Origin of the sequence: Faecalibacterium sp. OF03-6AC (assembly GCF_003478175.1) — a bacterium.
Lineage (GTDB): Bacteria > Bacillota > Clostridia > Oscillospirales > Ruminococcaceae > Faecalibacterium > Faecalibacterium taiwanense.
The window spans coordinates 424-23,097 of sequence record NZ_QUEN01000007.1 but is presented as its reverse complement, the minus strand read 5'-3'; the positions used below and the strand labels follow the sequence as shown (position 1 = coordinate 23,097).

General features: G+C 50.9%; 22 protein-coding genes and 2 pseudogenes. 5 read left to right on the top strand and 19 right to left on the bottom strand.

The annotated features are described in order from the left end of the window. Nucleotides 1–149: 149 nt before the first annotated feature. From DXA66_RS09225 to DXA66_RS09210, 4 genes are all read right to left on the bottom strand, one after another. The gene (locus DXA66_RS09225) at nt 150–1,079 is read right to left on the bottom strand and encodes an alpha/beta fold hydrolase (protein WP_118528380.1); all 930 of its coding nucleotides are present in this window, start codon (nt 1,077–1,079) and stop codon (nt 150–152) included. Between the two features lie 24 nt (nt 1,080–1,103). Beyond that, nucleotides 1,104–1,355, bottom strand: a complete 252-nt coding sequence (locus DXA66_RS09220; RefSeq protein WP_118528378.1) for an AbrB/MazE/SpoVT family DNA-binding domain-containing protein — start codon at nt 1,353–1,355, stop codon at nt 1,104–1,106. Nucleotides 1,356–1,501: 146 nt separating this feature from the next. Beyond that, the gene (locus tag DXA66_RS09215) at nt 1,502–2,779 is read right to left on the bottom strand and encodes a cation:proton antiporter (protein ID WP_243089078.1); all 1,278 of its coding nucleotides are present in this window, start codon (nt 2,777–2,779) and stop codon (nt 1,502–1,504) included. A gap of 311 nt (nt 2,780–3,090) precedes the next feature. Beyond that, nucleotides 3,091–4,119 (bottom strand): glycosyltransferase family 2 protein, encoded by a 1,029-nt coding sequence (locus DXA66_RS09210; RefSeq protein WP_118528374.1) that lies wholly within the window; start codon nt 4,117–4,119, stop codon nt 3,091–3,093. 248 nt (nt 4,120–4,367) lie between these two features. On the opposite strand from DXA66_RS09210, the gene DXA66_RS09205 reads away from it, so the two are divergent. Beyond that, entirely contained in the window at nt 4,368–5,945 is a 1,578-nt protein-coding gene (locus DXA66_RS09205) for a RecQ family ATP-dependent DNA helicase (RefSeq protein ID WP_118528372.1), read from the top strand. Between the two features lie 174 nt (nt 5,946–6,119). On the opposite strand, the gene DXA66_RS09200 is transcribed toward DXA66_RS09205, so the two are convergent. The 5 genes and pseudogenes from DXA66_RS09200 to DXA66_RS14300 form a co-directional block, all read right to left on the bottom strand. Continuing rightward, nucleotides 6,120–7,763 (bottom strand): recombinase family protein, encoded by a 1,644-nt coding sequence (locus DXA66_RS09200; RefSeq protein WP_118528370.1) that lies wholly within the window; start codon nt 7,761–7,763, stop codon nt 6,120–6,122. An 84-nt stretch (nt 7,764–7,847) separates the two neighbouring features. Beyond that, nucleotides 7,848–8,012 carry a hypothetical protein gene (locus tag DXA66_RS14410; protein WP_165852955.1) on the bottom strand — a complete coding sequence of 55 codons (165 nt, stop codon included), beginning with the start codon at nt 8,010–8,012 and terminating at the stop codon, nt 7,848–7,850. A 211-nt stretch (nt 8,013–8,223) separates the two neighbouring features. Continuing rightward, nucleotides 8,224–9,409 (bottom strand): annotated as a pseudogene (locus DXA66_RS09195) (VapE domain-containing protein). 639 nt (nt 9,410–10,048) lie between these two features. Continuing rightward, nucleotides 10,049–10,375 (bottom strand): hypothetical protein, encoded by a 327-nt coding sequence (locus DXA66_RS09190; protein WP_118528368.1) that lies wholly within the window; start codon nt 10,373–10,375, stop codon nt 10,049–10,051. A gap of 258 nt (nt 10,376–10,633) precedes the next feature. Further along, nucleotides 10,634–10,798 (bottom strand): hypothetical protein, encoded by a 165-nt coding sequence (locus DXA66_RS14300; RefSeq protein WP_158576366.1) that lies wholly within the window; start codon nt 10,796–10,798, stop codon nt 10,634–10,636. A gap of 397 nt (nt 10,799–11,195) precedes the next feature. Between DXA66_RS14300 and DXA66_RS09180 the strand changes: the two genes are divergently transcribed. Together DXA66_RS09180 and DXA66_RS09175 are read left to right on the top strand one after the other, a co-directional pair. Beyond that, nucleotides 11,196–11,735, top strand: coding sequence for an RNA polymerase sigma factor (locus DXA66_RS09180; protein ID WP_243089077.1), 540 nt, complete (start codon nt 11,196–11,198; stop codon nt 11,733–11,735). Next, complete coding sequence (locus DXA66_RS09175) at nt 11,728–12,426, top strand: DUF4367 domain-containing protein (RefSeq protein ID WP_118528362.1); 699 nt, start codon at nt 11,728–11,730, stop codon at nt 12,424–12,426. Before DXA66_RS09180 ends, DXA66_RS09175 begins: the two co-directional genes overlap by 8 nt. A 395-nt stretch (nt 12,427–12,821) precedes the next feature. On the opposite strand, the pseudogene DXA66_RS14295 reads toward DXA66_RS09175, so the two are convergent. From DXA66_RS14295 to DXA66_RS09150, 6 genes and pseudogenes are all read right to left on the bottom strand, one after another. Beyond that, nucleotides 12,822–12,923, bottom strand: a pseudogene (locus DXA66_RS14295) (DUF6061 family protein); the annotation flags it as partial. A 67-nt stretch (nt 12,924–12,990) separates the two neighbouring features. Next, nucleotides 12,991–14,331, bottom strand: coding sequence for an MATE family efflux transporter (locus tag DXA66_RS09170; RefSeq protein WP_118528360.1), 1,341 nt, complete (start codon nt 14,329–14,331; stop codon nt 12,991–12,993). A gap of 480 nt (nt 14,332–14,811) precedes the next feature. Then, the gene (locus DXA66_RS14405; protein WP_165852921.1) at nt 14,812–15,063 is read right to left on the bottom strand and encodes a hypothetical protein; all 252 of its coding nucleotides are present in this window, start codon (nt 15,061–15,063) and stop codon (nt 14,812–14,814) included. A gap of 12 nt (nt 15,064–15,075) precedes the next feature. Continuing rightward, nucleotides 15,076–15,903, bottom strand: coding sequence for a MerR family transcriptional regulator (locus tag DXA66_RS09160; protein ID WP_118528358.1), 828 nt, complete (start codon nt 15,901–15,903; stop codon nt 15,076–15,078). A 3-nt stretch (nt 15,904–15,906) separates the two neighbouring features. Further along, the gene (locus tag DXA66_RS09155; protein WP_118528356.1) at nt 15,907–17,265 is read right to left on the bottom strand and encodes an MATE family efflux transporter; all 1,359 of its coding nucleotides are present in this window, start codon (nt 17,263–17,265) and stop codon (nt 15,907–15,909) included. A gap of 277 nt (nt 17,266–17,542) precedes the next feature. Next, on the bottom strand, nt 17,543–17,683 hold the full coding sequence (locus DXA66_RS09150) for a Maff2 family mobile element protein (RefSeq protein WP_118528354.1): 141 nt from the start codon (nt 17,681–17,683) through the stop codon (nt 17,543–17,545). 151 nt (nt 17,684–17,834) lie between these two features. Here DXA66_RS09150 and DXA66_RS09145 point away from each other — a divergent pair, with 151 nt between their 5' ends. Beyond that, the gene (locus tag DXA66_RS09145) at nt 17,835–18,038 is read left to right on the top strand and encodes a DUF4367 domain-containing protein (RefSeq protein WP_256372188.1); all 204 of its coding nucleotides are present in this window, start codon (nt 17,835–17,837) and stop codon (nt 18,036–18,038) included. A gap of 181 nt (nt 18,039–18,219) precedes the next feature. After that, nucleotides 18,220–18,675 (top strand): hypothetical protein, encoded by a 456-nt coding sequence (locus DXA66_RS09135; RefSeq protein ID WP_147365169.1) that lies wholly within the window; start codon nt 18,220–18,222, stop codon nt 18,673–18,675. A 125-nt stretch (nt 18,676–18,800) separates the two neighbouring features. Here DXA66_RS09135 and DXA66_RS09130 read toward each other — a convergent pair whose 3' ends face one another. From DXA66_RS09130 to DXA66_RS14470, 4 genes are all read right to left on the bottom strand, one after another. Further along, nucleotides 18,801–19,049, bottom strand: coding sequence for a DUF6061 family protein (locus tag DXA66_RS09130; protein ID WP_118528348.1), 249 nt, complete (start codon nt 19,047–19,049; stop codon nt 18,801–18,803). A 117-nt stretch (nt 19,050–19,166) separates the two neighbouring features. Further along, entirely contained in the window at nt 19,167–19,724 is a 558-nt protein-coding gene (gene nrdG / locus DXA66_RS09125; protein ID WP_118528346.1) for an anaerobic ribonucleoside-triphosphate reductase activating protein, read from the bottom strand. Nucleotides 19,725–19,902: 178 nt separating this feature from the next. After that, complete coding sequence (gene nrdD, locus DXA66_RS09120; protein ID WP_118528344.1) at nt 19,903–22,074, bottom strand: anaerobic ribonucleoside-triphosphate reductase; 2,172 nt, start codon at nt 22,072–22,074, stop codon at nt 19,903–19,905. 402 nt (nt 22,075–22,476) lie between these two features. Beyond that, nucleotides 22,477–22,674 (bottom strand): hypothetical protein (locus DXA66_RS14470; protein ID WP_207664067.1); only part of this gene is annotated, 198 nt, incomplete at its 5' end.

Genomic DNA, 22,674 nt, shown 5'->3' with positions numbered 1-22,674 from the left:
CGGAACGCTGGTTCCGGGGACTTTTTCAGCAATCGGGAAAACTTTCAGTGCCGGGCATTTTTGCCGGTCAGGCTGACAAAAGCGCCGCCAGCCATTAGGGCAAAAAATACCGCCATTCCTCAGAATGACGGTAAAACGGATGCGGCAGATCAGGCCAGGTGCTTTTCCAGCCAGCTGCCGATATCTTCAAACACTTCCTGATGGTTCGTTTCCACCAGCAGTTCATGCCGGGCACCGGGGTACAGCTTGCATTCAATGTTCTGCACACCGGCATCTTTCAGGCTCTGGATGGCGCGCTGCACGCCCTTGCCCTGTTCGCCCACCGGGTCGGCATCACCGGCAAGGAAGAGCAGCGGCAGGTCTTTGGGCATTTTTGCAAGGAAGGCCGGGTCGTGCAGGCGCAGGATGCCGCTGAACATGCTGTAGTAGGCGTTCAGCGTAAAGGTAAAGGTGCAGCGTTCGTCGGCCAGATATTTGTCCACCTCGGCCTGATCGCGGTTGAGCCAGTCGTGGGTGGTGCGGCCCTCCAGCCCTTTGTTGTAGCCCATAAAGGACATGTTGGCCACGAACTTGCTGCGGTACTGCCAGCCATGAAAGACCGCCAGCACCCGGCAGAGGGTCTTGGCAAACTGTACCAGCGCTTTGGGCTGGAAGCCGGTGCCCATGATGATGGTTCCATCCAGCTCATGGCCGTATTCGCACAAATACTGCCGGGCATAAAAGGAACCCATGCTGTGCCCCAGCAGAAAATAAGGCACGCCCGGGTACAGCTCTTTGGTGCGCACGGTCATGGCGTGCAGGTCGTCCAGAACGGCGCGGTTGCCGTCCGGCTCGGCAAAGTAGCCGTAGTCCGCTTTGGTGCGGATGGAGCCGCCGTGGCCCAAATGGTCGTGGCCGGTAACAAGGATGCCCCGCCCGGTCAGATATTCCGCCAGCGGCTTGTAGCGGTCAATAAATTCCACCATGCCGTGGGACAGCTGCAGAACCGCCTTTACTTCACCCTCCGGCACACAGCGGAAGGCATGCAAAGTCCGCCCCGGCACAGTGGACGGGACGGTGAAATCGATCATCTGGCTCATAGCAGAGCCTCCTTTTTGTGTGTTTTACAGTGCACCGATCTTGCGGCGGCAGGCCGGGCAGATGCAGTAGCCCGCAAACTGCACCGAAGACTCATCCACCTCGCCGCAGAAATCGCAGCTGCCGGCGGGCCGATGCTTTTTGAGCACGATGGAGTCGCCATCCACAAAGATCTCCAGCTTGGTGTCAGTGTCCAGATGCATATTGGTGCGCAGCTCCTTGGGCAGAACGATGCGGCCCAGCGCGTCGATGCCGCGGACGATACCGGTACTTTTCATAGTATACCAATCTCCTTCATTCATTTTCCTGCAGCAGCCAATCCATGACACAACAGGAAAATTGTTCCAATCTCGATATGCTCAGTATACAAAAAATAACAGCGTTCGTCAATGATTGCGTGACATTTCGACAAAAAAACACCCTTTTATGCAACTTCTTCCGGCTTGTTCTCCACACGGGCGCTGGTGCGTCCCTCGGGACGGATCTCTCCAGCGGCAGTCAGTGCGATCTTGGTCAGCGTGGGGCCTACCAGCTCATACACCAGCACCGAGAACAGCACCACGTTGCGCACCATGTGGCCGTCCGAGAGCTGGGCGGCTGTGGCAGCCATGCCCAGTGCCACACCGGCCTGCGGCAGCAGGGTGATGCCGAGGTACTTCTGGATATTATCACTGCAGCGGGCCGCGCGGCTGCTGGCGTAGGAGCCAGCGATCTTACCGGCAGAGCGGGCAACGATATACACCACGCCGATGAGCAGCACAAAGGGATCGGCGAGGATGGTCAGGTCCAGCTCTGCGCCGGACAGCACAAAAAACAGGATGTTGATGGGGGATACCCAGCGGTCCAGACGATCCATCAGCTCCTCCGAGGTGGGGCAGATGTTGCAGAACACGGTGCCGGTCATCATGCACACCAGCAACAGGGAGAAGCCGCAGCGGGTGCCGCCCAGCTCGAATTCGGTCATGGAAATGCCTACCGTCAGCAGCACAAAAGCCACCGAGAGGCTCATGCGCTTGGAACGGGAGTGAAAGTAGACTTCCAGCAGGTTCAGCAGATAACCGGCGGCAGCGCCCAGCGCCAGCGAGAGCAGGATCTCCAGCAGCGGCTCCACAATGACACTTAGCGGGTCGATGCGGCCCTGCTCCAGAGCGTTTGCCACACCGTAGGAGGCCGAGAACAGCACCAGACCCACAGCATCATCGATGGCAACCACCATCAGCAGCAGGTGGGTCAGCGGGCCGGAAGCCTTGTACTGCTTGACCACCATCAGGGTGGCGGCAGGCGCGGTGGCGGCGGCAATGGAACCCAGCGTAATGGCCGATGCCAGAGAGATCACACCCGGATGCAGGAAATGCAGCAAGATCAGCGCCGCATCCACCAGTGCCGTGGTGATGGCAGCCTGCGCAATGCCCACCGCAACGGCCTGCCGACCCATCCGTTTGAGGGCGCTGAGCCGGAACTCGTTGCCGATGACAAAGGCGATGAAGCCCAGCGCCACCTGTGTGAGGATGCTGTAGCCCTCCACCTGAGCAAGGCTGCCAAAGCCGAAGCCCAGCCCGCTCAGGCCCAGCCGCCCCAGAAAGAAGGGGCCAAGCAGCAGACCGGCCAGCAGATACGAGGTGACGGCCGGCAGGTTGAATGCCTTTGCCGCGCGAGACATCAGCAGGCCCGCGATCAGCGCAAGGGACAGACAGATCAGCATTTGCTCCATATTTGGTTGTGTGGGAACCGCACAAAACCGCAGGCGGTGCCCATTCCTCCTTATAAAAAATACAGCGGCTGCGTGCGAAAGGGAAGAATGAAAAGGGGAAACGCAGCGCAGCCAGAAAAAACGCATACACGTCCAGTATACTATCCGCCCAGACAAAAAGCAACCGGAATACGGCATTTTGGCAAAGATTTTTTGCCGTGTGACAAAAAGAAACTCCTTCCGTCATCGCTGTGCGATGCCACCTCCTCTTTGAGGGAACGGGCACGGCGTAAGACGTGACGGAAGGAGTAAATTCCAAAGAATCAGTTGAACTTGAAGATCTTGCGCAGCTGGCGGTACACGCCCAGCGTGAGCTTGTCGCCGCCGGGGAACTTCAGGTCGGTCAGACCGCCCAGATTGTAGCGCACGGCGCGGTAAACGCCGGTGCTTACGTGATCCTTGAGGTACTGCCACAGCCCGGTGCGCTTGGCCTTTGCCTCGTCGCTGCCGTCCAGCAGCAGGAAGATGTCACTCACGGCCATCATCACGGACAGATAGTGCACCATGTAGGCGTGCAGACGTTTCTGATCCTTCAGTTCATCCAGATCCTGACAGTCGATCATGTGTTTGGTGACCCGCAGCTGCTGATCCACCCGCTTGACCATGATGCTCTCGTTCACGCTCTGGTCGGCACGGCCGATGAAGTAGCGGTACAGATCCAGATCCATGTAGTACATGCTCTTGACATAGGGCAGGGGCTGGTAGACAAAAATGTTGTCCACATAGAAGGTGTGCTTGGGCAGCACCATGCCGCACTTGCGCAGCACCTCGGTGCGATACATCACCGAGTGCATCAGGATGTTCTGATCCGGGCGGAAGTGGCCCACATGGGTCCAGTTGAACAGGCGGTTCTGAGGGAACACGTTGGTGTAGCGCACGGTCAGGGTGGTGTTGTCCTCCACATGCTCGTACACATAGTTGCAGATCATCATGTCCGGCGCGGTGCCGCGGGCCACCAGAGTGGTCAGCTTGGCAAGCACCTTTTTGAGGGCATCGATGTCCAGCCAGTCGTCACTGTCCACGACTTTGTAGTACAGACCGGTGGCGTTGCGGATGCCCTGATTCACACCCTCGCCGTGGCCGCCGTTTTCCTGATGGATGGCCTTGACGATGGTGGGGTACTTGGCGGCATATTCATCACAGATGGCCGGGGTGTCGTCCTTTACGGAACCGTCGTCCACCAGAATGATCTCGGCCTGCTCTCCGGCAGAAAGCAGGGTCTCGACACAATGACGCATATATGCCGCCGAGTTGTAGCACGGAACGGCAAAGGTGATGAGTTTCTGCTGCATAAGATGATTGCTCCTTTTTCTATCAATAGTCGGCGCACAAAAAACCGCCGGACATGGAGTTATGTGCTCCTATTATATCATTTTCGCACCTGAAAAGCTATCGTTTGTAAAAAAATCCTTTTGACATTTCGTGCTTTTTGCCGAAAAAACGGCTCTGCACCTGCGCAAAAGCCCGGCTTTTGTGGTATACTGATAGGGTTTTGAAGACATTGCGCAGAAAAAACCTATTCTATGATACGGAGGGACCCATGGAAAACCCGCACTCGATCTTAAAAAAGGTATTCGGCTACGACAGCTTCCGCCCCGGGCAGGAGGAAATCGTCAGCCGCCTGCTGGCCGGGCAGGATGTGCTGGCCGTGATGCCCACCGGTGCGGGTAAATCCATCTGCTATCAGGTGCCGGCGCTGCTGCTACCGGGCATTACCATCGTGGTGTCGCCGCTGGTCAGCCTGATGAAGGATCAGGTGGGGGCGCTGGTGCAGGCGGGCGTGGCGGCGGCGTTTCTGAACAACAGCCTCACCGACAACCAGAAGGCCCTGATGCTGCACCGCGCCCGGGAGGGCTGGTACAAGATCATCTATGTGGCACCGGAACGGCTGGAGATGCCAGGCTTCCAGCGGTTTGCACAGGAGCGGGAGATCAGCATGGTGACGGTGGACGAGGCCCACTGCATCAGCCAGTGGGGACAGGACTTCCGGCCCAGCTACCTGCGCATCAAAGCCTTTGTGGACAGCCTGCCCAGCCGTCCGGTGGTGGGCGCGTTCACGGCCACGGCCACCGCCCATGTGCGGGACGATATCCGGGAACAGCTGGCCTTGCAGAAGCCCTATGAGGTGACCACCAGCTTTGACCGTCCCAACCTCTATTTTGAGACCCGGCGCGCTCTGCCCAGCCAGAAGCCGAAGGAGCTGCTGGACCTTGTGCTGAAAGAGGGCGACAACGCGGGCATCGTCTACTGCAGCACCACAAAGCAGGTGGATGAGACTGCCCGTCTGCTGCAGAGCCGCGGCATCCGCGCCGCTGCCTACCACGCTAAGCTGGATGCGGAGACCCGGCGGAAGAATCAGGACGATTTCCTCTATGACCGGGTGCAGATCATGGTAGCCACCAATGCCTTCGGCATGGGCATCGACAAGCCCAACGTACGATTCGTGATCCACTACAATATGCCCAAGGATGTGGAAAGTTATTATCAGGAAGCAGGCCGTGCAGGCCGCGATGGACAGCCTGCGCGGTGCACGCTGCTCTATTCCGGCACCGATGTGCGCACCATCCGCTTCTTTATTGAAAAGGAGATGGAGGCAGACAACGGCCTGCCCGCCGATGTAAAGGCCGAAGCTGCCCGCAAGGCCGAGGAACGGCTCAAGTACATGACATTTTATTCCACCACGCAGGACTGTCTGCGTGGCTTTCTGCTGCATTACTTCGGCGAAGCTGCACCAAAGAAATGCGGCAGCTGCTCCTGCTGTCTGGCCGCAGAGCAGGAAGCGCAGCTGCAGGTGGAGTATTCCCGGCGGCGCGCGGCGGATAATGCCCGCCGCCTGACCGAGAAGCCGCGCCGCACAAAGGCGGTGGCAGGCGAGCTGAGCGAGTTTGACGAAAAGCTGCTGAATGCCCTCTATGCGCAGCGCAAGCGGCTGGCCGGAAAGCAGAATATCCCGGCCTTTATGGTGTTCAGCGATGCCACCCTGCGGGAAATGGTGGAGAAGAAGCCGCTGAGCACCGATGAACTGCTGAATATCAGCGGTGTGGGCGAGAAGAAAGCCGCCCGCTACGGCAATGCCTTCCTGCGCATCATCGAGGATGCCGTGGGCAGCAGAGAGTAAAACAAAAAAAGAAAGCGTCCAGTTTTCCACACGTTCCGTTCAGGAAGTGGAAAACCGGACGCTCCCTGCCGTAAAGTCAAGTGATGAATTCGCAAAAGAAAAGACCCTTCTCGTCAAAAAAACGAGAAGGGTCACTATAATCAATGTTATATCGTGCGAATTTTCAATTTTAGATTAGGCGGAAATTTCTCCAACAAAATTGTAGATGATTTTGACTTCCTGAATTTTCTGCCCATCGACCTTCTGAACCTCGCCAATCATGATTTTCTTGATAAGACGGTTCAGTACAACTTCGTCCAGCTCCTTGATGGCGGCATACTTGCGGATTTCCTCGATAAAGGCATGAACATCGCTTTCCTGTTCATCCGACTGGTGCAGAAGAAGATTCAATTCGCTTAAACGCGCCTTGTTGCTGTTCTGCTCCTGTTCCATAGCATCCGTCAGTTTCAGAAAACGCTGTTCCGAGATGATGCCTTTGCTCTTATCCGTGTAAAGATTCAGAAACACATCATCAATTTCCTGATTCCGTTCTTCCAAACGGCGAATCTCTGTCCGAACCGCAGAAGTATCCGTGCGGTATTGGTTCTCCATGCGGCGGCTCAACCGCTGATAAAAAGCATCCGAATCTTTCATGGCCTGTGCAGCCAACTCTTGAATATCATTCAGAACCAGCTCATGCAGGTCACGGGCTTCGATTTTGTGGCTGGAACATACTTTGCAGCCGATTCGGTTATAGGTCTGACAGGTAAAAAATGCTTTGTCGATGGGTTCACGCTTCTTCTTGGTAGTTCGGTTGACATCCTTTCTGCCGACTTTTTCATACCGTGCCTGCATGGATTTCCCACAGGTGGCGCAGTAAATGATGCCGTGGAAGATGTTGTAGTATGGGCAGTCATTGCCCGTCATAATGGTCGGGCGGCGGTCGATCAGTTCTTGTACCTTCGCCCATTCTTCCGGGGTCACAATTGCTTCATGGCAATTTTCGATAATTTCCCATTCCTCACGGGGGATGAACTTGAACGAACCGGAACGGATGCCCGTTTGGTGTGTCCGGCACACAAGGTGTGCGCCCTTGTAAAACGGGTTACGGAGGATGTGGCCGATTCTTGCTGTACCCCATGTGTAGTAGTTGGCATCCAGTGCTGTATTTGCTTTCACACGGGTAATGGGGATTTTCTCTTCCAGCAGCTTCTTGGCAATTCTCATATTGCCCATCCCGTCAAGGGCGTAGTCGTAAATTTTGCGGATAACGGGTGCTGCATCCGGGTCGATGATAAGATGTCCGTTGTCTTTCGGGTCACGCATCAAACCATAGGGCGGAGTGCCGCCGCAGAACTTGCCCTGCCGGGAACGGGTCATAACGCCAGCCAGAACTTTCTTGGAAATATCACGGCTGTACATATCGTTCAAGATGTTCTTGAACGGGGTAATGTCCATTTCCTGCCGGGTCAGACTGTCCACACCGTCCGTGATGGCGATATACCGGACATGGTGCTTAGGAAAGAAAATCTCGATATAACTGCCAGCTTCGATATAGTTGCGGCCAAGACGGGAAAGGTCTTTCGTGATAACACAGTCGATTTTTCCGGCTTCAATGTCGGCAATCATCCGCTGGAACGCCGGACGATTGAAATTACGCCCAGTGTAGCCATCGTCCACATAGTATTCGTAGCGGAACATTCCGTTCTTTTCCGCAAAGTCTTTCAGCATCAACTTCTGGTTGCTGATGCTCATGCTCTCATTCTCGCGCCCATCTTCCAAGGAAAGACGGCAATAGAGGGCTGTGGTTTTCTGGATATTCTGTTTCTTTCTGCTCATAGTTCTTTCTCCTATTCTATGAGCAGGGACACGACACCATTATAATACCATGTCCCTGCGAGCCTTTCAACGGTCAAATTGGGTTTATCCGGCTTTTCTTTCAAGCCATTCCTCGAACTGCGAGTGCGTCTGACGCTCGATAAGCTGTTCAAAGGCTTCTTTCATAGATTGGTTTCCAGAAAACTCACGGGAAACAATAAATTTCTTCTTCGTCTGCTGCTTCGTGGTGTGCGCAGGCGTATTGCTCATAGGCAGACCTCCAATTCCTTGTAACCGAACGCCTGTAACCGGGCAGGAAAACTCTCTTTTTCTGCACGCAGGCGTCCGATGCACTTTATATTTTTTCTTATTCTTTTAAGGTTACATGGTTACAGAAAGAGGAAAACGCAGCAGCCATGCGGCTTTTGCACTGTAACTGGAACGTAACCGAATCTGTAACCAGACGTGTAACCGTTGTCCATCAGAAGGGGAAGCCCATCTGCTTGGCCTCCGCGTCTGTTATTTCGGAGAAATCTTCGGCCCCGGTTTCGGGGCTGGTTACGCGCTCCCAGCCTTTCTGAACGCCGTACTTCGGGTAACGCTTGGCGATCTTGTGCGCCTGCCAGCCTTGGATATCGCCGCGCGAAATTCCTGTGTTCATGATCTCGCAGATAGCGCGGGTCTCCCACTCTGCCGGGATGTTGGTGTTGCCCAGTGCCTCCGCATAGAGCTGCTTGGAACACACCCGGTCACCCGTGTAGTCCTCCAGAAAGGCATAGATCATGCCCGCCTGCGCGTCCTCCTGCATGAAGTCCTGTTGATGGGCTTGCAACGTTTCCTGCATGGCGTGGCTGAACGCCAACCTGTAGTCGCCGCTGTTGTAAATCGTCATGGCTTCTGCCCAGAGCTGATTGATATAGGCGCGAGATTCCTCCTCGTTGTCCAAAATGTGGGTCTCAGCCAGTTCCGCATCCACCGGGATGGGGATAAAGCGGCGGTTGCCCGTGCGGTCACGGGGCAAAAAATCCTGCCGATTGGTCGTGCCAGCAAAGATGCACTGGCGCAGACGGTCGGCAGGATGGGTCTCGTAGGGGACTTTATAGGTTTCCTTCTGTTTACTAAGAAAACTTTTGATCTCCTCGATACTCTTGGCATTGGCGGTGGCGATCATCTCCGACATTTCGATGATCCAGTGGCCTTGCAGCTTTCGGTACACATTGTCGTCGTCCAGCCGCCGCAGGTCGTCCGAGAACCACTCGTCCTTGACTGCCAGCAGACGGAAGAAGGTAGACTTCCCCGGTCTCGCCTGTCGGCTCGGTCGGTGCTTCAAAATGCTTACAGCATTTTGAGGTCGCCACTGGCGACCCGCACCCCTGCCCGCCTACCAGACAGAGCATGGTCTCAAATTTACATCCCGGCTGGAATACCCGCTTGATGGCTCCCAGCAGGAAGATCTTCATGGCTTCGCAAGTGTACTCATCCTCCGCAGCACCGAGAAAATGGTATAGGACGTGGGAGATCCGTTCTGTGCCGTCCCATTGCAGACCGTTCAGGTAATCCCGGATGGGGTGATAGCGGTTCTCGTTGGCAACAATGCGGATGGCAGATTCGATTTTCTTTTCGCTGGAAATGCCGTATTTCTCCATCCTCCGCAGGATATACTTCATGTCCGTGTCGTTCAGCGTTTTACCGGAACGGGGCCAGCCCACAGGCTTTACAATGTCGATCCCTCCATTTCAACGTCTTGGTGGGGTGGGTGCGCAGCAACTTTGCTGCTGAATCTGCCGCCCGCGGTGCGCCAGATAATACCCAGTAGGATATGACGCACGGCATCATATCACTGGGCAAGGCGTTCCCCCTTGACTCCCTTCAACGGGCCATTTTGGCCCGTTGATTTTGGCAAGCTGGCGGTCAAAGATTTGCGAATCCCTGCCCACCAGCTCGTCCGGCTTTTTCAGTGGGCCATTTTGACCCACTGAATCCGTTACGGGTGAAATCAAGTGCCGGATGGCGGCACCTGATTTTCAACGACCTTGAGGCGTTACAGGTAGAATCAAGTGCTCATTTTGATCACCTGATTTTTACGGAGCGGGGTGGCGTGTTACAGAAAAACCGAAGTTTTCAAAATGATAACTCCGGTGGCTTCGTTACGGCTAAAATCAAGTTACGGAAAGCGGAACTTGATTTCAGAGGACAGCCCAAATTCCCACTGTGGGGATTTGGGAGTGAGCAATTAGGCGTTACGGTATTTTGGTACTTCCCAAAATGGGAAGTGCCACTTTACTAAATAAAAGCAGCATCAATACTTATCCGGCATTCGCTTTACGCTGGCGGTAGCCTTTCTGCCGACAGCCATTGCTGCAATATCTGGCATCTGCCCGGATCGGCAAGAACTGCTCCCCACAGCAAGCGCAGGTATACGTTCCACGTTCGGCACGCTTTTTAAGGCTTTTCCGCAGATTCAGCATCTTGTGGCCGCAGGTCTGAAAGCTGCAATATTTGCGGTTTCGGGTCTGGGTGTAGATGACCTTGCGGCAATATTCACATTGGATTCTGCGCACACTGGGGTCGCCATCAATGAAATATTCCATCAGGGTGTCCTGATTTTCACGTTCCCATTGTTCTGTTGTCATAGGTATCCTCCTTTGGCTGTTACGGATATATGGTGGTTATCAAAATGGGAACCACCACTTTTACACAATAAAGCGTTACGATTGTCTGGTTGGTGATCAAAATGATCACCAACTAAACCTTCTCTGTTATGGCTGAGTGGTGATTTGCGGTTTTCGTAACCCAGCACTTTTCACCGTGGCTTGACATAATGTTAAGTCGAGGTCATCCGTGACGCATAAGGTTGATCTGGTGAATGACGCTTTGTGTCATTCACCAGATCAACTGGCCATTTTGACCAGTTGATATTGGGGGTGCCGTTCTCCCTGCGTGGATTTCCTGCCCCCTTCCAGCGGCGTTTTCCGGCTCTCCCACTTGGGGGTCATTGCCGGGTATCCCATGCAGACGGTCATGCGGTTTTCAAGGTCCAGTGCCAGATTTGGCAATAAAAAATCGCCACACAACAACCTGAACCTGACCATCCCTTCCGGGATGGCCTTGGTTCGGGTTCGTTATGTAGCGATAAGAAAGTCAAAAACTTGCTCCGGCTCCTTCGGGAGCCGAGCTGGAACTCTAAGTAAATATGTTATATTAAATTGTTGGGATAGATTACCACAAAAATCGAGCTTTGTCAACAAAAAAATCCGAGAATACGTTACTTTCGGCAGAATGCAAGAAAATGCATCAAAAACTTTGGCAAAAAGAGAGAGGGCTGGACGATGCCAGCCCTCTTGACATGATTCGAGAAAAACTCAAAAAGACTTCCGCAATTTTGAGTTATAATATTCGACATTTTTGCTGGTTCATGGTACACTACATCCAATCCACACGAATCAGTTGGAGGTGGTTGGGTTGCTTTCCCTGTACTTAGCTGTTCTTGACGATCAAAGCAAAGAAGAGCAATTTATAGATGTATATAATACCTACAAACGGCTGGTCTACCATACCGCTTACAAAATTATGGGCGATTCGTATCTGGCAGAAGATGTACTGCAAGAGGTGTTTTTGTACGTTGCCAAAAATTTTTCTAAAATTCATCGAGAAAACTGTCACGAACTCGCTGCTTATCTCGTTAGTTGTAGTAGAAGCCGTGCTTACGATATGCTTCGCAAGCAGCGGGAAGAACTGCTGGAAGAAATCCCGGACGCACCAGATGGAGCCCCGGTGCCGGATGATGCAGCAGTCAGTACTGATAACATCCAACATCTGACAGAACTGATTAGACAGATGAAACCGATGTACCGTGATCCTCTTCGCCTTTTGGCAATGGGCTACACCAACCGGGAGATTGCCGAATCGCTTGGACTGACGGATGAAGTGGTTCGGATGCGGCTTTTCCGTGGAAGAAAACTATTGTGGAAGGAGCTGAACAGCCGTGAGTGAGCGGACAGAGATCTCTTTTGATGCAGCTTTGATGATGGCACTCCGTGCAGATGCACAGAAAGAACTGGACGAGCTGCCAACTTCGGCACAGCTTAAAGAACGCTACCCGGATACCTCCCGATGGGACGAACGAATGGCAGCAGCCTTACAACAGAAGAAAAAGCATCGTCCAGTGCTGAAACAACTGCTGGTTACAGCATTGACGCTGGTGTTGCTAGCCATTGGCGCGCTTGCGGTCAGCGCAGATTTCCGTAAAGCAGTCTATACGATGATTCAAAAATTTCTGCCCATTGAGATGCAGTTGACGTATCAAGTGGATGGCGAGCCGCTGGAGCGATTGCCAGATGGATACAGCGATCATTATGTGCCGGACGGATTTGAACGAGATCGTGAGCAGGAATTTGAAAGCGCAGAAAACTTTTTGCACGTTTACTCGTCAAAAGAAAGCGGCAAAGGATATACTGTTCGCTGCTCCATTATACAGCCGGGGCAACAGTCCTCGTTTGACAATGAGCATACAACTTATGAGAATGTAAAAGTTGGAGATGCAGACGCAACTTTGGGAACGAGCGTAGGAGAAAACGGAGACACTGTTTATATTTTAAGCTGGGAGCAAGGAGGCGTTTCAAATACGATTATGGGAAACATCTCACGAGATGAGATCGTGAAAATCGCTGAAAACGTATTTTAATATGAAACTCCATGTTATTTGTTGGAACTCATAAATAGCATGGAGTTTTTTTGTATAAGTATACAAATACAACAAAACCTAGAAAATTTTTCAAAAAAGCTGTCACAAACACAAGGCGAATTACGTTGACTAAGCAAAAGCTCCTATTGGGAGCAAAAAATTGGAGGTACATTATCTATTTACAATCTTGGAAAACCTCTTTCCGATGATATAGAGACGTTGAGTACATCTCTATATGAATCGATAATGTCAGAGAGCGTTGAAGGATAGGACTTTTTTTACATAGTTTGAATTTATTATCTTGACAACTTGAATCGCTAATGACTAACAGTCCTCTATTTGCAACAATTGCAAGTAGAGGACTGTTGTTTTGGTTTGGATATTTTAATTAAAGATCAATCTTTTAATCTGCCATGGTCACAGCCAAGTGATAGGTAATGCTCGATTTCACCACCCAGCACAAGCTGGGCGTACTCCAAGGGCTTGTTGTATAGTAAAATCAGCGGTAATACCGGTTTCTCTTTCATGAAAGTGTCGTTCATCATTTTTCCTCCCTGGAACACGTTATGAGATATTTTTGCGGCGATGCCATGCCATCATCACGAGAGCAACGAGCAAAGTGGCAGTTTCGGCAACCGGAAATGCAAGCCAGATTCCGTTCAGATGGAACAATTTGTCCAGACACCATAAGGCGGGAACAAGGAAAAGCATCTGCCTGCATAATTGGATTGCCATGCTGGAACTTACTTTTTCCGTAGCCTGAAAATAGGTGGAAACCATAGTAGAGAGACCGCAAAACAGATAGCTTGCCGCCATGATCCGCATGGCGGAGATGCCAAAGGAACGCATAGCTTCCGACGCCGTAAACAATCCCAGGATCTGCGTCGGAAAGAGGAGGACAGCCAACGTCCCCAGTATCATCATGCCGGTGACCAAAACAGTTCCATATCGGAAAGCGGAATGCAGCCGTTCGCTGTTGCCTGCGCCGTAGTTAAACCGCATAATAGGCAAACAGCCCTGAATCAAGCCGTTTACTGTCATAACGATCAGCTGCTGCACCTTAAAATACGCACCGAAGAAAGCAATCGCCGTATCGGAATACGCCACCAGGAACAGATTGACGAACGTCACCATAAACGAACTGAGGGCGTTCATAATAAAAGATGGCAGGCCAAAGGCAAAAATACGGCGGATCATCTGCTTTTGCAAATGAAAGCCTTTGATTTTTACCTGCACTTTCTGCTTTTTGCCCAGCAGCAAAGCAAATGCCAAAATCATGGATACTGAATAGCCCGCAACAGTAGCCACCGCAGCGCCGCGGATTCCCATAGGTGGGAAAACACCAATGCCAAAAATTAGGAGTGGGTCAAATACAAAATTAACGACCACTCCTGCAATCTGGAACCACATGGGAGCGACCATGTTCCCGGTGGCCTGTATCATCTTCTGGATGGCGATATGCACCATATTGGGAATTTGCATGAAGGAGCACACACTCATATAGGCGATGCTCAGCTGATAAATTTCTTCATTATTGGTGAATGCCCGAAAATAGGGTTTCATAATCAGTAATGCCAGAAGATTGAGCAAAGCACCAATTCCAAAGGCCAGTAACAATCCATGTGTGACGGTTGTATTTGCATCATCCTGCTTTTTCTGTCCAAGATATCCTGCTATCAGCACATTCACGCCGACACCGATCCAGATAGACGCCGCATTCATCAATGTTGTAATCGGGAATGCCAGAGAAACAGCGATCAGTGCATTCTCACTCAACCGTGCCACAAACGCGCTGTCTATCAGGTTATAGGAATATTGCAGGAACATGGAAATCAGCGGCGGTATCGACATTTGCCAGATGAGCTTTCCAACGGGCGCGACCGCCATTTTGTTATTGGTCTGCATGCTTTCCCTCTTCTCCACAAATTGTCCGAACAATATAGTTTTGTTTGCGTGCTGCGGGCTGACCGACTTCCTGGGCCGGATAAGTCCCTGCTTCCAGTACAGCGTCCAAAGCCTTGGAAGGGACCGATTCCGATTTATAAGCCCGTACACTACGGCACGTCTTGATAAGAGACAAAAAAATTTTTTCCCATACAGATATAGTCCTCCATTCTGCTAATACTTCTGAGATACAGGCAACAAAAAAGCCACACAACTATCACAAGATAGCTGTGTGGCAAAAAGATGACCGAATCCGGAAAAGTCCACTAAAGTTTTGCGTTTATTATTATAGCGAACTTGAAGGAGTCTGTCAAGCATCAATCATTACGGAATTGTGGCGGCTGTCTGTTGTTTTTTGTGTTACTTTATGGCACATGAGAAATTCTGTCTGGTTTTGTACTCGTAGTGAGTGGGCATGTTCTCCCATGGGGAGGCCACCCATCAGTCCAATTCATTCAGTACGATATTGGATAGGATATTCAAGGCTCGGAATGCTTCTCGATATGGTAAAATATCCGGATCTTCCTTGACTTTTCTTCCCTCAAAACGCTGCATTGCAGCTTGGATACTTTCATCTAAAAATTGTTCAATCTCTGGGTATGCGTTATTATTATCAATGCCTTTTGCCATAACAACACCAAAACAGGCACTCGGCAGTTCTTCAAAAATTTCTTTTTTAACAACAAATCTCATTTTATGCCCTTCTTATCTGCACTTGACCGGAATACATATTTCAGTCACAAATTTTTCACTGTCATTAGTAATGCCATAGTCTATGAGCGTGATTTCTCGCGAAAAGCCAACAATCTGTATCTGTTCTTTTGTGATGTAGTCAAGGAGCTTTTCATAGTGCGCTGGAGCTTCTATATGACTGCCTCGAAAACGCAGCCGTACACAAAGTGTTTTGGGAAGAGTAATGGTTTCACCTGTATAAATGTCCTCTTGATCCAGTATTAGAAAAATGCTGTCATAACGATTTACTATTGATTGCTGCAAATGTTCCGCGGAAATGCCAAGTCCGACCTTTCCAAGAAATACAACGGCTTCGGCATCAGATTGATCCAGCTTTCTAATCGGCACTTCCATATCAAGAGAGCCATCTACTTTCAGTGGAGCATCTACCCAAACAATGCGACAGGACGGAAGCTCTATTAAGGAAACGGTATCCAAAGGCACACTTTGTGCGTCTCGCAGCCAATTTAAGCGGTGATTAATCTTTTGTTCTATACGTTGTAATTCTTGTTGCTTTTTCAGGACTGCATGCTTTTGCTGTAACAACTTTTCCTCAATACGGCTGATATCCTTATTTTTGAGAAAGTCCTCAATCTCGGCCAAAGGCATATCCAATGCCCGCAAATACCTGATTGTGTTGAGTACTTCAAATTGTTCGGTGCCATAGTAACGATAGCCAGAATCTGAGGAAATGTATTCTGGTGTAAGCAAACCGATATGTTCATAGTGCCGCAAACTACTAACACTGATATGAAACAATTTTGACACTTCACCTATTGGGAAAAGATTTTTCCGATCCATATCTTACTCCTCCACCAGAACAAGCGTTGATTTGCGCCGTATGACTCCAAAGGCGATTAGGCAGATCACGACCGATAGCAGTGAGCCTGCCGCGGTAGCCAGTCCCATCGGGAGAAGCGTTGCCGGGAATAATTTTGAGGTCACATAAACGCCAGGCACACGCATCAATACAATGGCGAGAATATTGTGTAAAAACGACAGGCCGGATTTCCTGCATGCGCAAAAAAAGCCGCTAAAACTAAAATGAATGCCAGCAAAAATACAGTCAAAAATGTAACCACGCAGATACTGGCCGCCGAAACGGACCACCGCCGCTCCGTCCGCAGTGCTGGGATCAGTGAACAGCGAAACGATGCCTTCCGCTGTAAACTGGATCGCGATAGAAGCAAGCACGCCAAAGCCTGCGGCGAGCATCACCGCATAGCGCAGCGTTTGAATGGCCCGCTCCGGTTTGCCCGCACCGATATTTTGCGCTCCCAAGGCAGAAACGGTAGACAGCATAGAGGAGGGGACCAAAAAGAGAAAACTGATCACTTTCTCCACAATCCCGACTGCCGCTGCGTCATTCAGTCCACGCTGATTGGCAATAATCGTGATAATAATAAAAGCAACTTGAATCAGGCCGTCCTGAAACGCAATCGGGATGCCGATCCCCAAAATTTTCCCCATGACCGCACGGCAAGGCTTGAAGTCGCTTTTTTTCAGAACGATGCTCCTGCGTTTCAAAATAACGGTCAGGGAAACAACTACACTGATTGCCTGAGAGAGAGTTGTACCAAGGGCTGCGCCCGCAGGCCCAAGGTGCAGCACACCCATAAAAAGATAGTCTAAAGCGATGTTGGCAGCACAGGCTGTGGCAATAAAGCACATCGGGCTTTTGCTGTCGCCCAACCCTCGAAAAATAGAACTGATAATGTTGTAGGATGTAATAAACGGAATCCCGATAAAGCAGATGGTCAAATAGGTGACCGTACCACTCACCGCATCCGTTGGCGTAGATATGGCAACGACAATGGGATGAACAAGGGATAACAGGATGGCCGTAAGTGCAATGGAAACCACCAGAAACAATATTACCGTATTCCCGATGTTATGCGCTGCCTGTTTTCGATCTCCTGCCCCCACCGCCTGGCCGACGCTGACGGTTGTTCCCATCGATAACCCTACAATCATAACCGTAAGCATGTGCATCACTTGTGAGCCGATAGAAACAGCGGTAGTACTGGCTACACCCTCGAACTGTCCGATGATTAATAGGTCAGCCATGCCATAGAGCGTTTGAAGAAAATACGAGAGCAGATACGGCAATGAGAATAATACAACATTTTTGAACACACTGCCGGTAGTAAGGTTTTTTTCCATATTGCCTAATCCTTCTTTTTTGTTAAACTACCAATATTATAATATCTACAACAGATGTAGAGTCAAGCGCTTTTTCTCATTTTGTAGTACCGTTCAAATGACTTTTTGTAAGTTTATTTTTTTCACGCAAATTCTTGAGAATATCTCGTGTTTCCATGTCTGTCCCTCCTAAGGAATATGTTATTATTTATTATAAAACTGCAAACCTTATTTTAACAAGCAACTCGCTGTTGCTATGGAATAGTGGATGCTGTCAATCAAATTCTTGCGTGTTTCTTTATGGCACATGAGCATTTGCGGAGGGGTTATCGCCGCCGTAACCCTCCATCAGGTTGACGGCACCCCACACGCCCAGACCGGCACCCAATGCCACAACCAGAGTCTTCAGAACGTCCACTGCGCTGTTAAAGAATTCCATAGAAAAATCTCCTTTATTTTGAAAAAGTGACCCTGCACACACCTGAAATCCGTTTGCAAAAAGCCGAAAACCACGGCGAAGGCTGATTTTCCGGTGTACCTGTTGGGTCAATGGGTAAAAAATAACCGCTCGTCTTATCAGGCGGGCGGGAGTGAATCGGCATCTATTTGATAATGAGCATACAGTGTACGAAACCGTAAAGGTCGGAGAAGCAGATGGCGTACTTGGAACTAGTACGGATGAACATGGAAAGAATGTTTATACTCTAAGTTGGGAATATCAGGGGATTACACATACCGTTATGGGAAACATTCCATACGATGAGATTATGAAAATTGCGGAAGGTATCCGTTAAGAAAGCCGGACATTTGTGAGAGTACACAAATGTCCGGCTTTCTTTTTGTCTGAACTTACAAAGATGGAAAATTTGAAAAAATTTCTCCTGAAAATTGAAACGAAGCGAATGCGAATTGCGTTGATTATACAAAGGCTCTTGTTAGGAGCAAAAAAACGGAGGTGTATAAATGAGGCCGTCAATGAAAGTAAGGATTGTTCGTTATGGTTTTATAGGTGTCGTTGCAGTGCTTATAATTCTATGTGGAATGAAATTTAGCAATATGTACAAAGATTACCAAAAGCTTCAATTCAACCAAGAACAGATCGATACACAAGTATCTGTTTTGATGTCCATGCTTTTTTCAGACTTGTACTATTCCGACCCCATTGATTTGGGCGAGACCAAAGAGCATGCAGATGAACTTAGCGTTTTGCTTCAAGTAACATCCTATGATGAAATTCCTCATTTTAACGATATTGCCAACAAATTGATTGAAATATCGAAGAATGTTGAGTCACGTCCGGCATTTAGTGAACAGACCATTGAACTGTTTCAAAGTTTTATTTACAATCTTGGAAAACCTCTTTCCGATGATATAGAGACGTTGAGTACATCTCTATATGAATCGATAATGTCAGAGAGCGTTGAAGGATAGGACTTTTTTTACATAGTTTGAATTTATTATCTTGACAACTTGAATCGCTAATGACTAACAGTCCTCTATTTGCAACAATTGCAAGTAGAGGACTGTTGTTTTGGTTTGGATATTTTAATTAAAGATCAATCTTTTAATCTGCCATGGTCACAGCCAAGTGATAGGTAATGCTCGATTTCACCACCCAGCACAAGCTGGGCGTACTCCAAGGGCTTGTTGTATAGTAGCCAGTCCAGTTCTGCCCGCTGTGCCGGAGTGTTGCCGTACTCGTCCTCAATGGCGATACAATCAATGGAAAGGGTAGTGCCATCTGCGAACCGGGCTTCCACCCGGTTGGTGTCCATATTGTAGCGGCAGGAAAGCAGTTTGTTCATGCGAAAACCTCCTGTATGTATTCGTTGTTCAAATCCAGTTGGTCGTGTCCCTGCTCGTGTGAATTTAGGGCAACTGAATTCATCACGAGTAATTATGGCACATCTTTTCTGTTATGTTTATTTTTCCATAGTATGGGTGGCGAACACCTTTTCGTCCTCCCACCACACGGGCTCCCCGGCGGCAAGGGTCTTTTTCACATCCAGCAGACGCTGGTTGCTGCTGCCGCGGAACCGCAGGGAGATATCGTGCTTTGCCTGCACGAACTCGCCGTCCACCAGCACATCCAGCAGGCTCAGCAGCTCGTCGGTGGCTTCACACCGGGCAAGGCTTGGCTCTTTGCCAGTCAGCTGTTCCCAGGTGTAGCCGGAATAGCACCATACCGTTTTATTCGGGTACAGGGCCTTGAAGTTGCGCACGAAGGGCAGCAGCTCCCGCTGATTTTCCGGCTCCATGGGTTCGCCGCCCAGCAGCGATAGGCCCGCGATATAGTCCGGCTGGCAGGATGCAAACACTTCGTTGCGGGTGGGTTTGTCGAAGGGCTGGCCATAGTCAAAGTCCCACGCCACGGCGTTGAAGCACCCCGGGCAGTGGTGGCGGCAGCCAGACACGAACACGCTGGTGCGCACCCCCGGGCCGTTGGCAATGTCATAGTATTTGATGGTTGCATAGTTCATAGCTTCATTTCAAGCTGGCTCGCCCTCTCCGTCACCTGCGGTGCCACCTCTCCCAAAGGGAGAGGCCTTGGCAAATCGGCAAAGTTTGCCGTACTGCCAAAGGCTCCCACTTTGGGGGAGCTGGCAAAACCGCAAGGTTTTGACTGAGAGGGCGAGGGCGCTTTCCTTTATGCAAAAATTACAGATGCAGCACGCGGTCCTTGATCTCCTGCGTGCGGCCCTGATTCCAGAATTGGGTGCCGATATAGCCACAGGTGCGGCGGGCAACGTTCAGCTTGTTCTGGTCGCGGTTGCCGCACTTGGGGCACTCCCACACCAGCTTGCCGTCATCCTCCACGATCTTGATCTCGCCGTCATAGCCGCACACCTGACAGTAATCCGACTTGGTGTTCAACTCCGCATACATGATGTTGTCGTAGATGAACTGCAGCACGCTCATGACGGCTTCCAGATTGTCCTGCATGTTGGGCACTTCCACATAGCTGATGGCACCGCCCGGGGACAGGCGCTGGAAGTCGGATTCAAACTTCAGCTTGGTGAAGGCATCGATCTGCTCCGACACATGCACATGGTAGCTGTTGGTGATATAGTTCTTGTCGGTAATCCCGGGCACGATGCCAAACCGCTTCTGCAGGCACTTGGCGAACTTGTAGGTGGTGGATTCCAGCGGGGTGCCGTAGAGGGAGTAGTCGATGTTCTCGGCCTTTTTCCATGCGTTGCACTTGTCGTTCATGTGCTGCATCACGCTCAAAGCAAAGGGCTTTGCACCGGCATCGGTGTGGCTCTTGCCGGTCATATACTTCACGCACTCATACAGACCGGCATAGCCCAGACTGATGGTGGAGTAGCCGCCGAACAGCAGCTTGTCGATCTTTTCCCCCTTTTTCAGGCGAGCCAGTGCACCATACTGCCACAGAATGGGAGCGGCATCGCTGGGAGTGCCCAGCAGTCGCTTGTGCCGTGCCTGCAGTGCGCGGTGGCACAGGGCCAGACGCTCGTCGAAGATCTTCCAGAACTTCTCAAAGTTGCCCTTGGAGGAGAGTGCCACATCCACCAGATTGATGGTGACAACGCCCTGATTGAACCGACCGTAGTATTTGGGCTTGCCGGTCTCGGGGTCCACATAGGGGGTCAGGAAACTGCGGCAGCCCATGCAGGTGTAGCAGTGGCCTTCGCCGTTTTTGTCCACCTTGAGCTCCAGCATCTTCTTCTCGGAGATATAGTCGGGCACCATGCGCTTTGCGGTGCACTTTGCGGCCAGCTCGGTCAGATAATAGTAGGGAGTGCCGGGGCGGATGTTGTCCTCTTCCAGCACATAGATCAGCTTGGGGAAGGCGGGGGTGATCCACACACCGGCCTCGTTCTTCACGCCCTGATAGCGCTGGCGGATGGTCTCCTCAATGATGATGGCAAGGTCTGCCTTCTCCTGCGGATTGCGCGCCTCACCCAGATACATGAACACGGTGATAAAGGGGGCCTGACCATTGGTGGTCATCAGCGTGACCACCTGATACTGGATGGTCTGCACACCGCGGTTGATCTCGCTGCGCAGGCGGCGCTCTACGATTTCCTTCTTGCGCTCGGCAGAAACGTCCAGACCGGCCATTTCCACTTCTACCTCAGCGGCGATCTTCTTGCGGGAGACATCCACAAAGGGGGCGAGGTGGGTCAGGCTGATGCTCTGGCCGCCGTACTGGTTGGATGCCACCTGTGCAATGATCTGGGTGGCGATGTTGCAGGCGGTGGAGAAGCTGTGAGGCTTTTCAATATAGGTGCCGGAAATGACGGTGCCGTTCTGCAGCATGTCCTCCAGATTCACCAGATCGCAGTTGTGCATGTGCTGGGCAAAGTAGTCGGAATCGTGGAAATGGATCAAACCCTCCTGATGGGCCTTGACGATCTCCGGGTCCAGCAGCAGACGGGCGGTCAGATCTTTGGAGATCTCACCGGCCATATAGTCGCGCTGTACGCTGTTCACGGTGGGGTTCTTGTTGGCGTTCTCCTGCTTGACCTCTTCGTTCTGGCACTCGATCAGGCTCAGGATGCGCTCATCGGTGGTGTTGGTCTGGCGCTTCAGGCTCTGCACATAGCGGTAGGTGATGTAGTGCCGGGCCACATCATGTGCCTTGATGTCCATGAGCTGGTTCTCCACCATATCCTGCACTTCTTCCACGCTGACGGCGCGGTTCAGCGCCTGACACTGGTCGGTAACAGCAGCGGCAATTTGGGTGATCTGGTCCTTGGTTAGACGGCTCTGGCCGCTCACAGAATCGCTGGCCTTGGTAACAGCGGTGATGATTTTGGTGATATCAAAGGGGACCTCTGCACCGTTGCGTTTGATGATCTTCATCGGCTCTCCTCCTTAACAAATAAAGCACAGTGTGAACGGGTATCTCTTACAATAAGAGATACCCGTTTTGCGCACACGATATCCAACAAACTGAATATAGCTCTATTCTATCACTATCTAGTGGCAAGTCAAGGAAAATACCACTACATTTTGCGTTTTGGAGTTTTAGCCAAAATTCATGGATAATTTTCAGGATAAAATCTGAGCCAAGACCTCTTGACAACGCACACCCGTTTCCGAGGTGTAATATCGCAAAATATTATACGGCGAAAGCTTATAATACATTATATAAGCAAAAAGAAAAGGCATTTGTGCCAAGCTGTACCAAAGCAGCTGCGGCGCATATACCTCACGGTCAGATGCCGTTTCCGGTCGTGCGCAAAAAAGAATGGAAAAAAGTTGTCAAAAAGTGTTGACAAGAAGGCGGGGGTATGGTATTATACTTGAGCGCCAAGCGCTGAGGTAAAAGAATGACTTCCAAAGCCTCAGCAGGAAGCCCATGAAAAGAACCAATAGACGCTGAAAAGTTCCGGTTTGTTCTGAGAAACTTCTTAGCGGGCCAAGTTCAGAAAGTTCAAAAGCTTCTAAAAAATAAGGCTT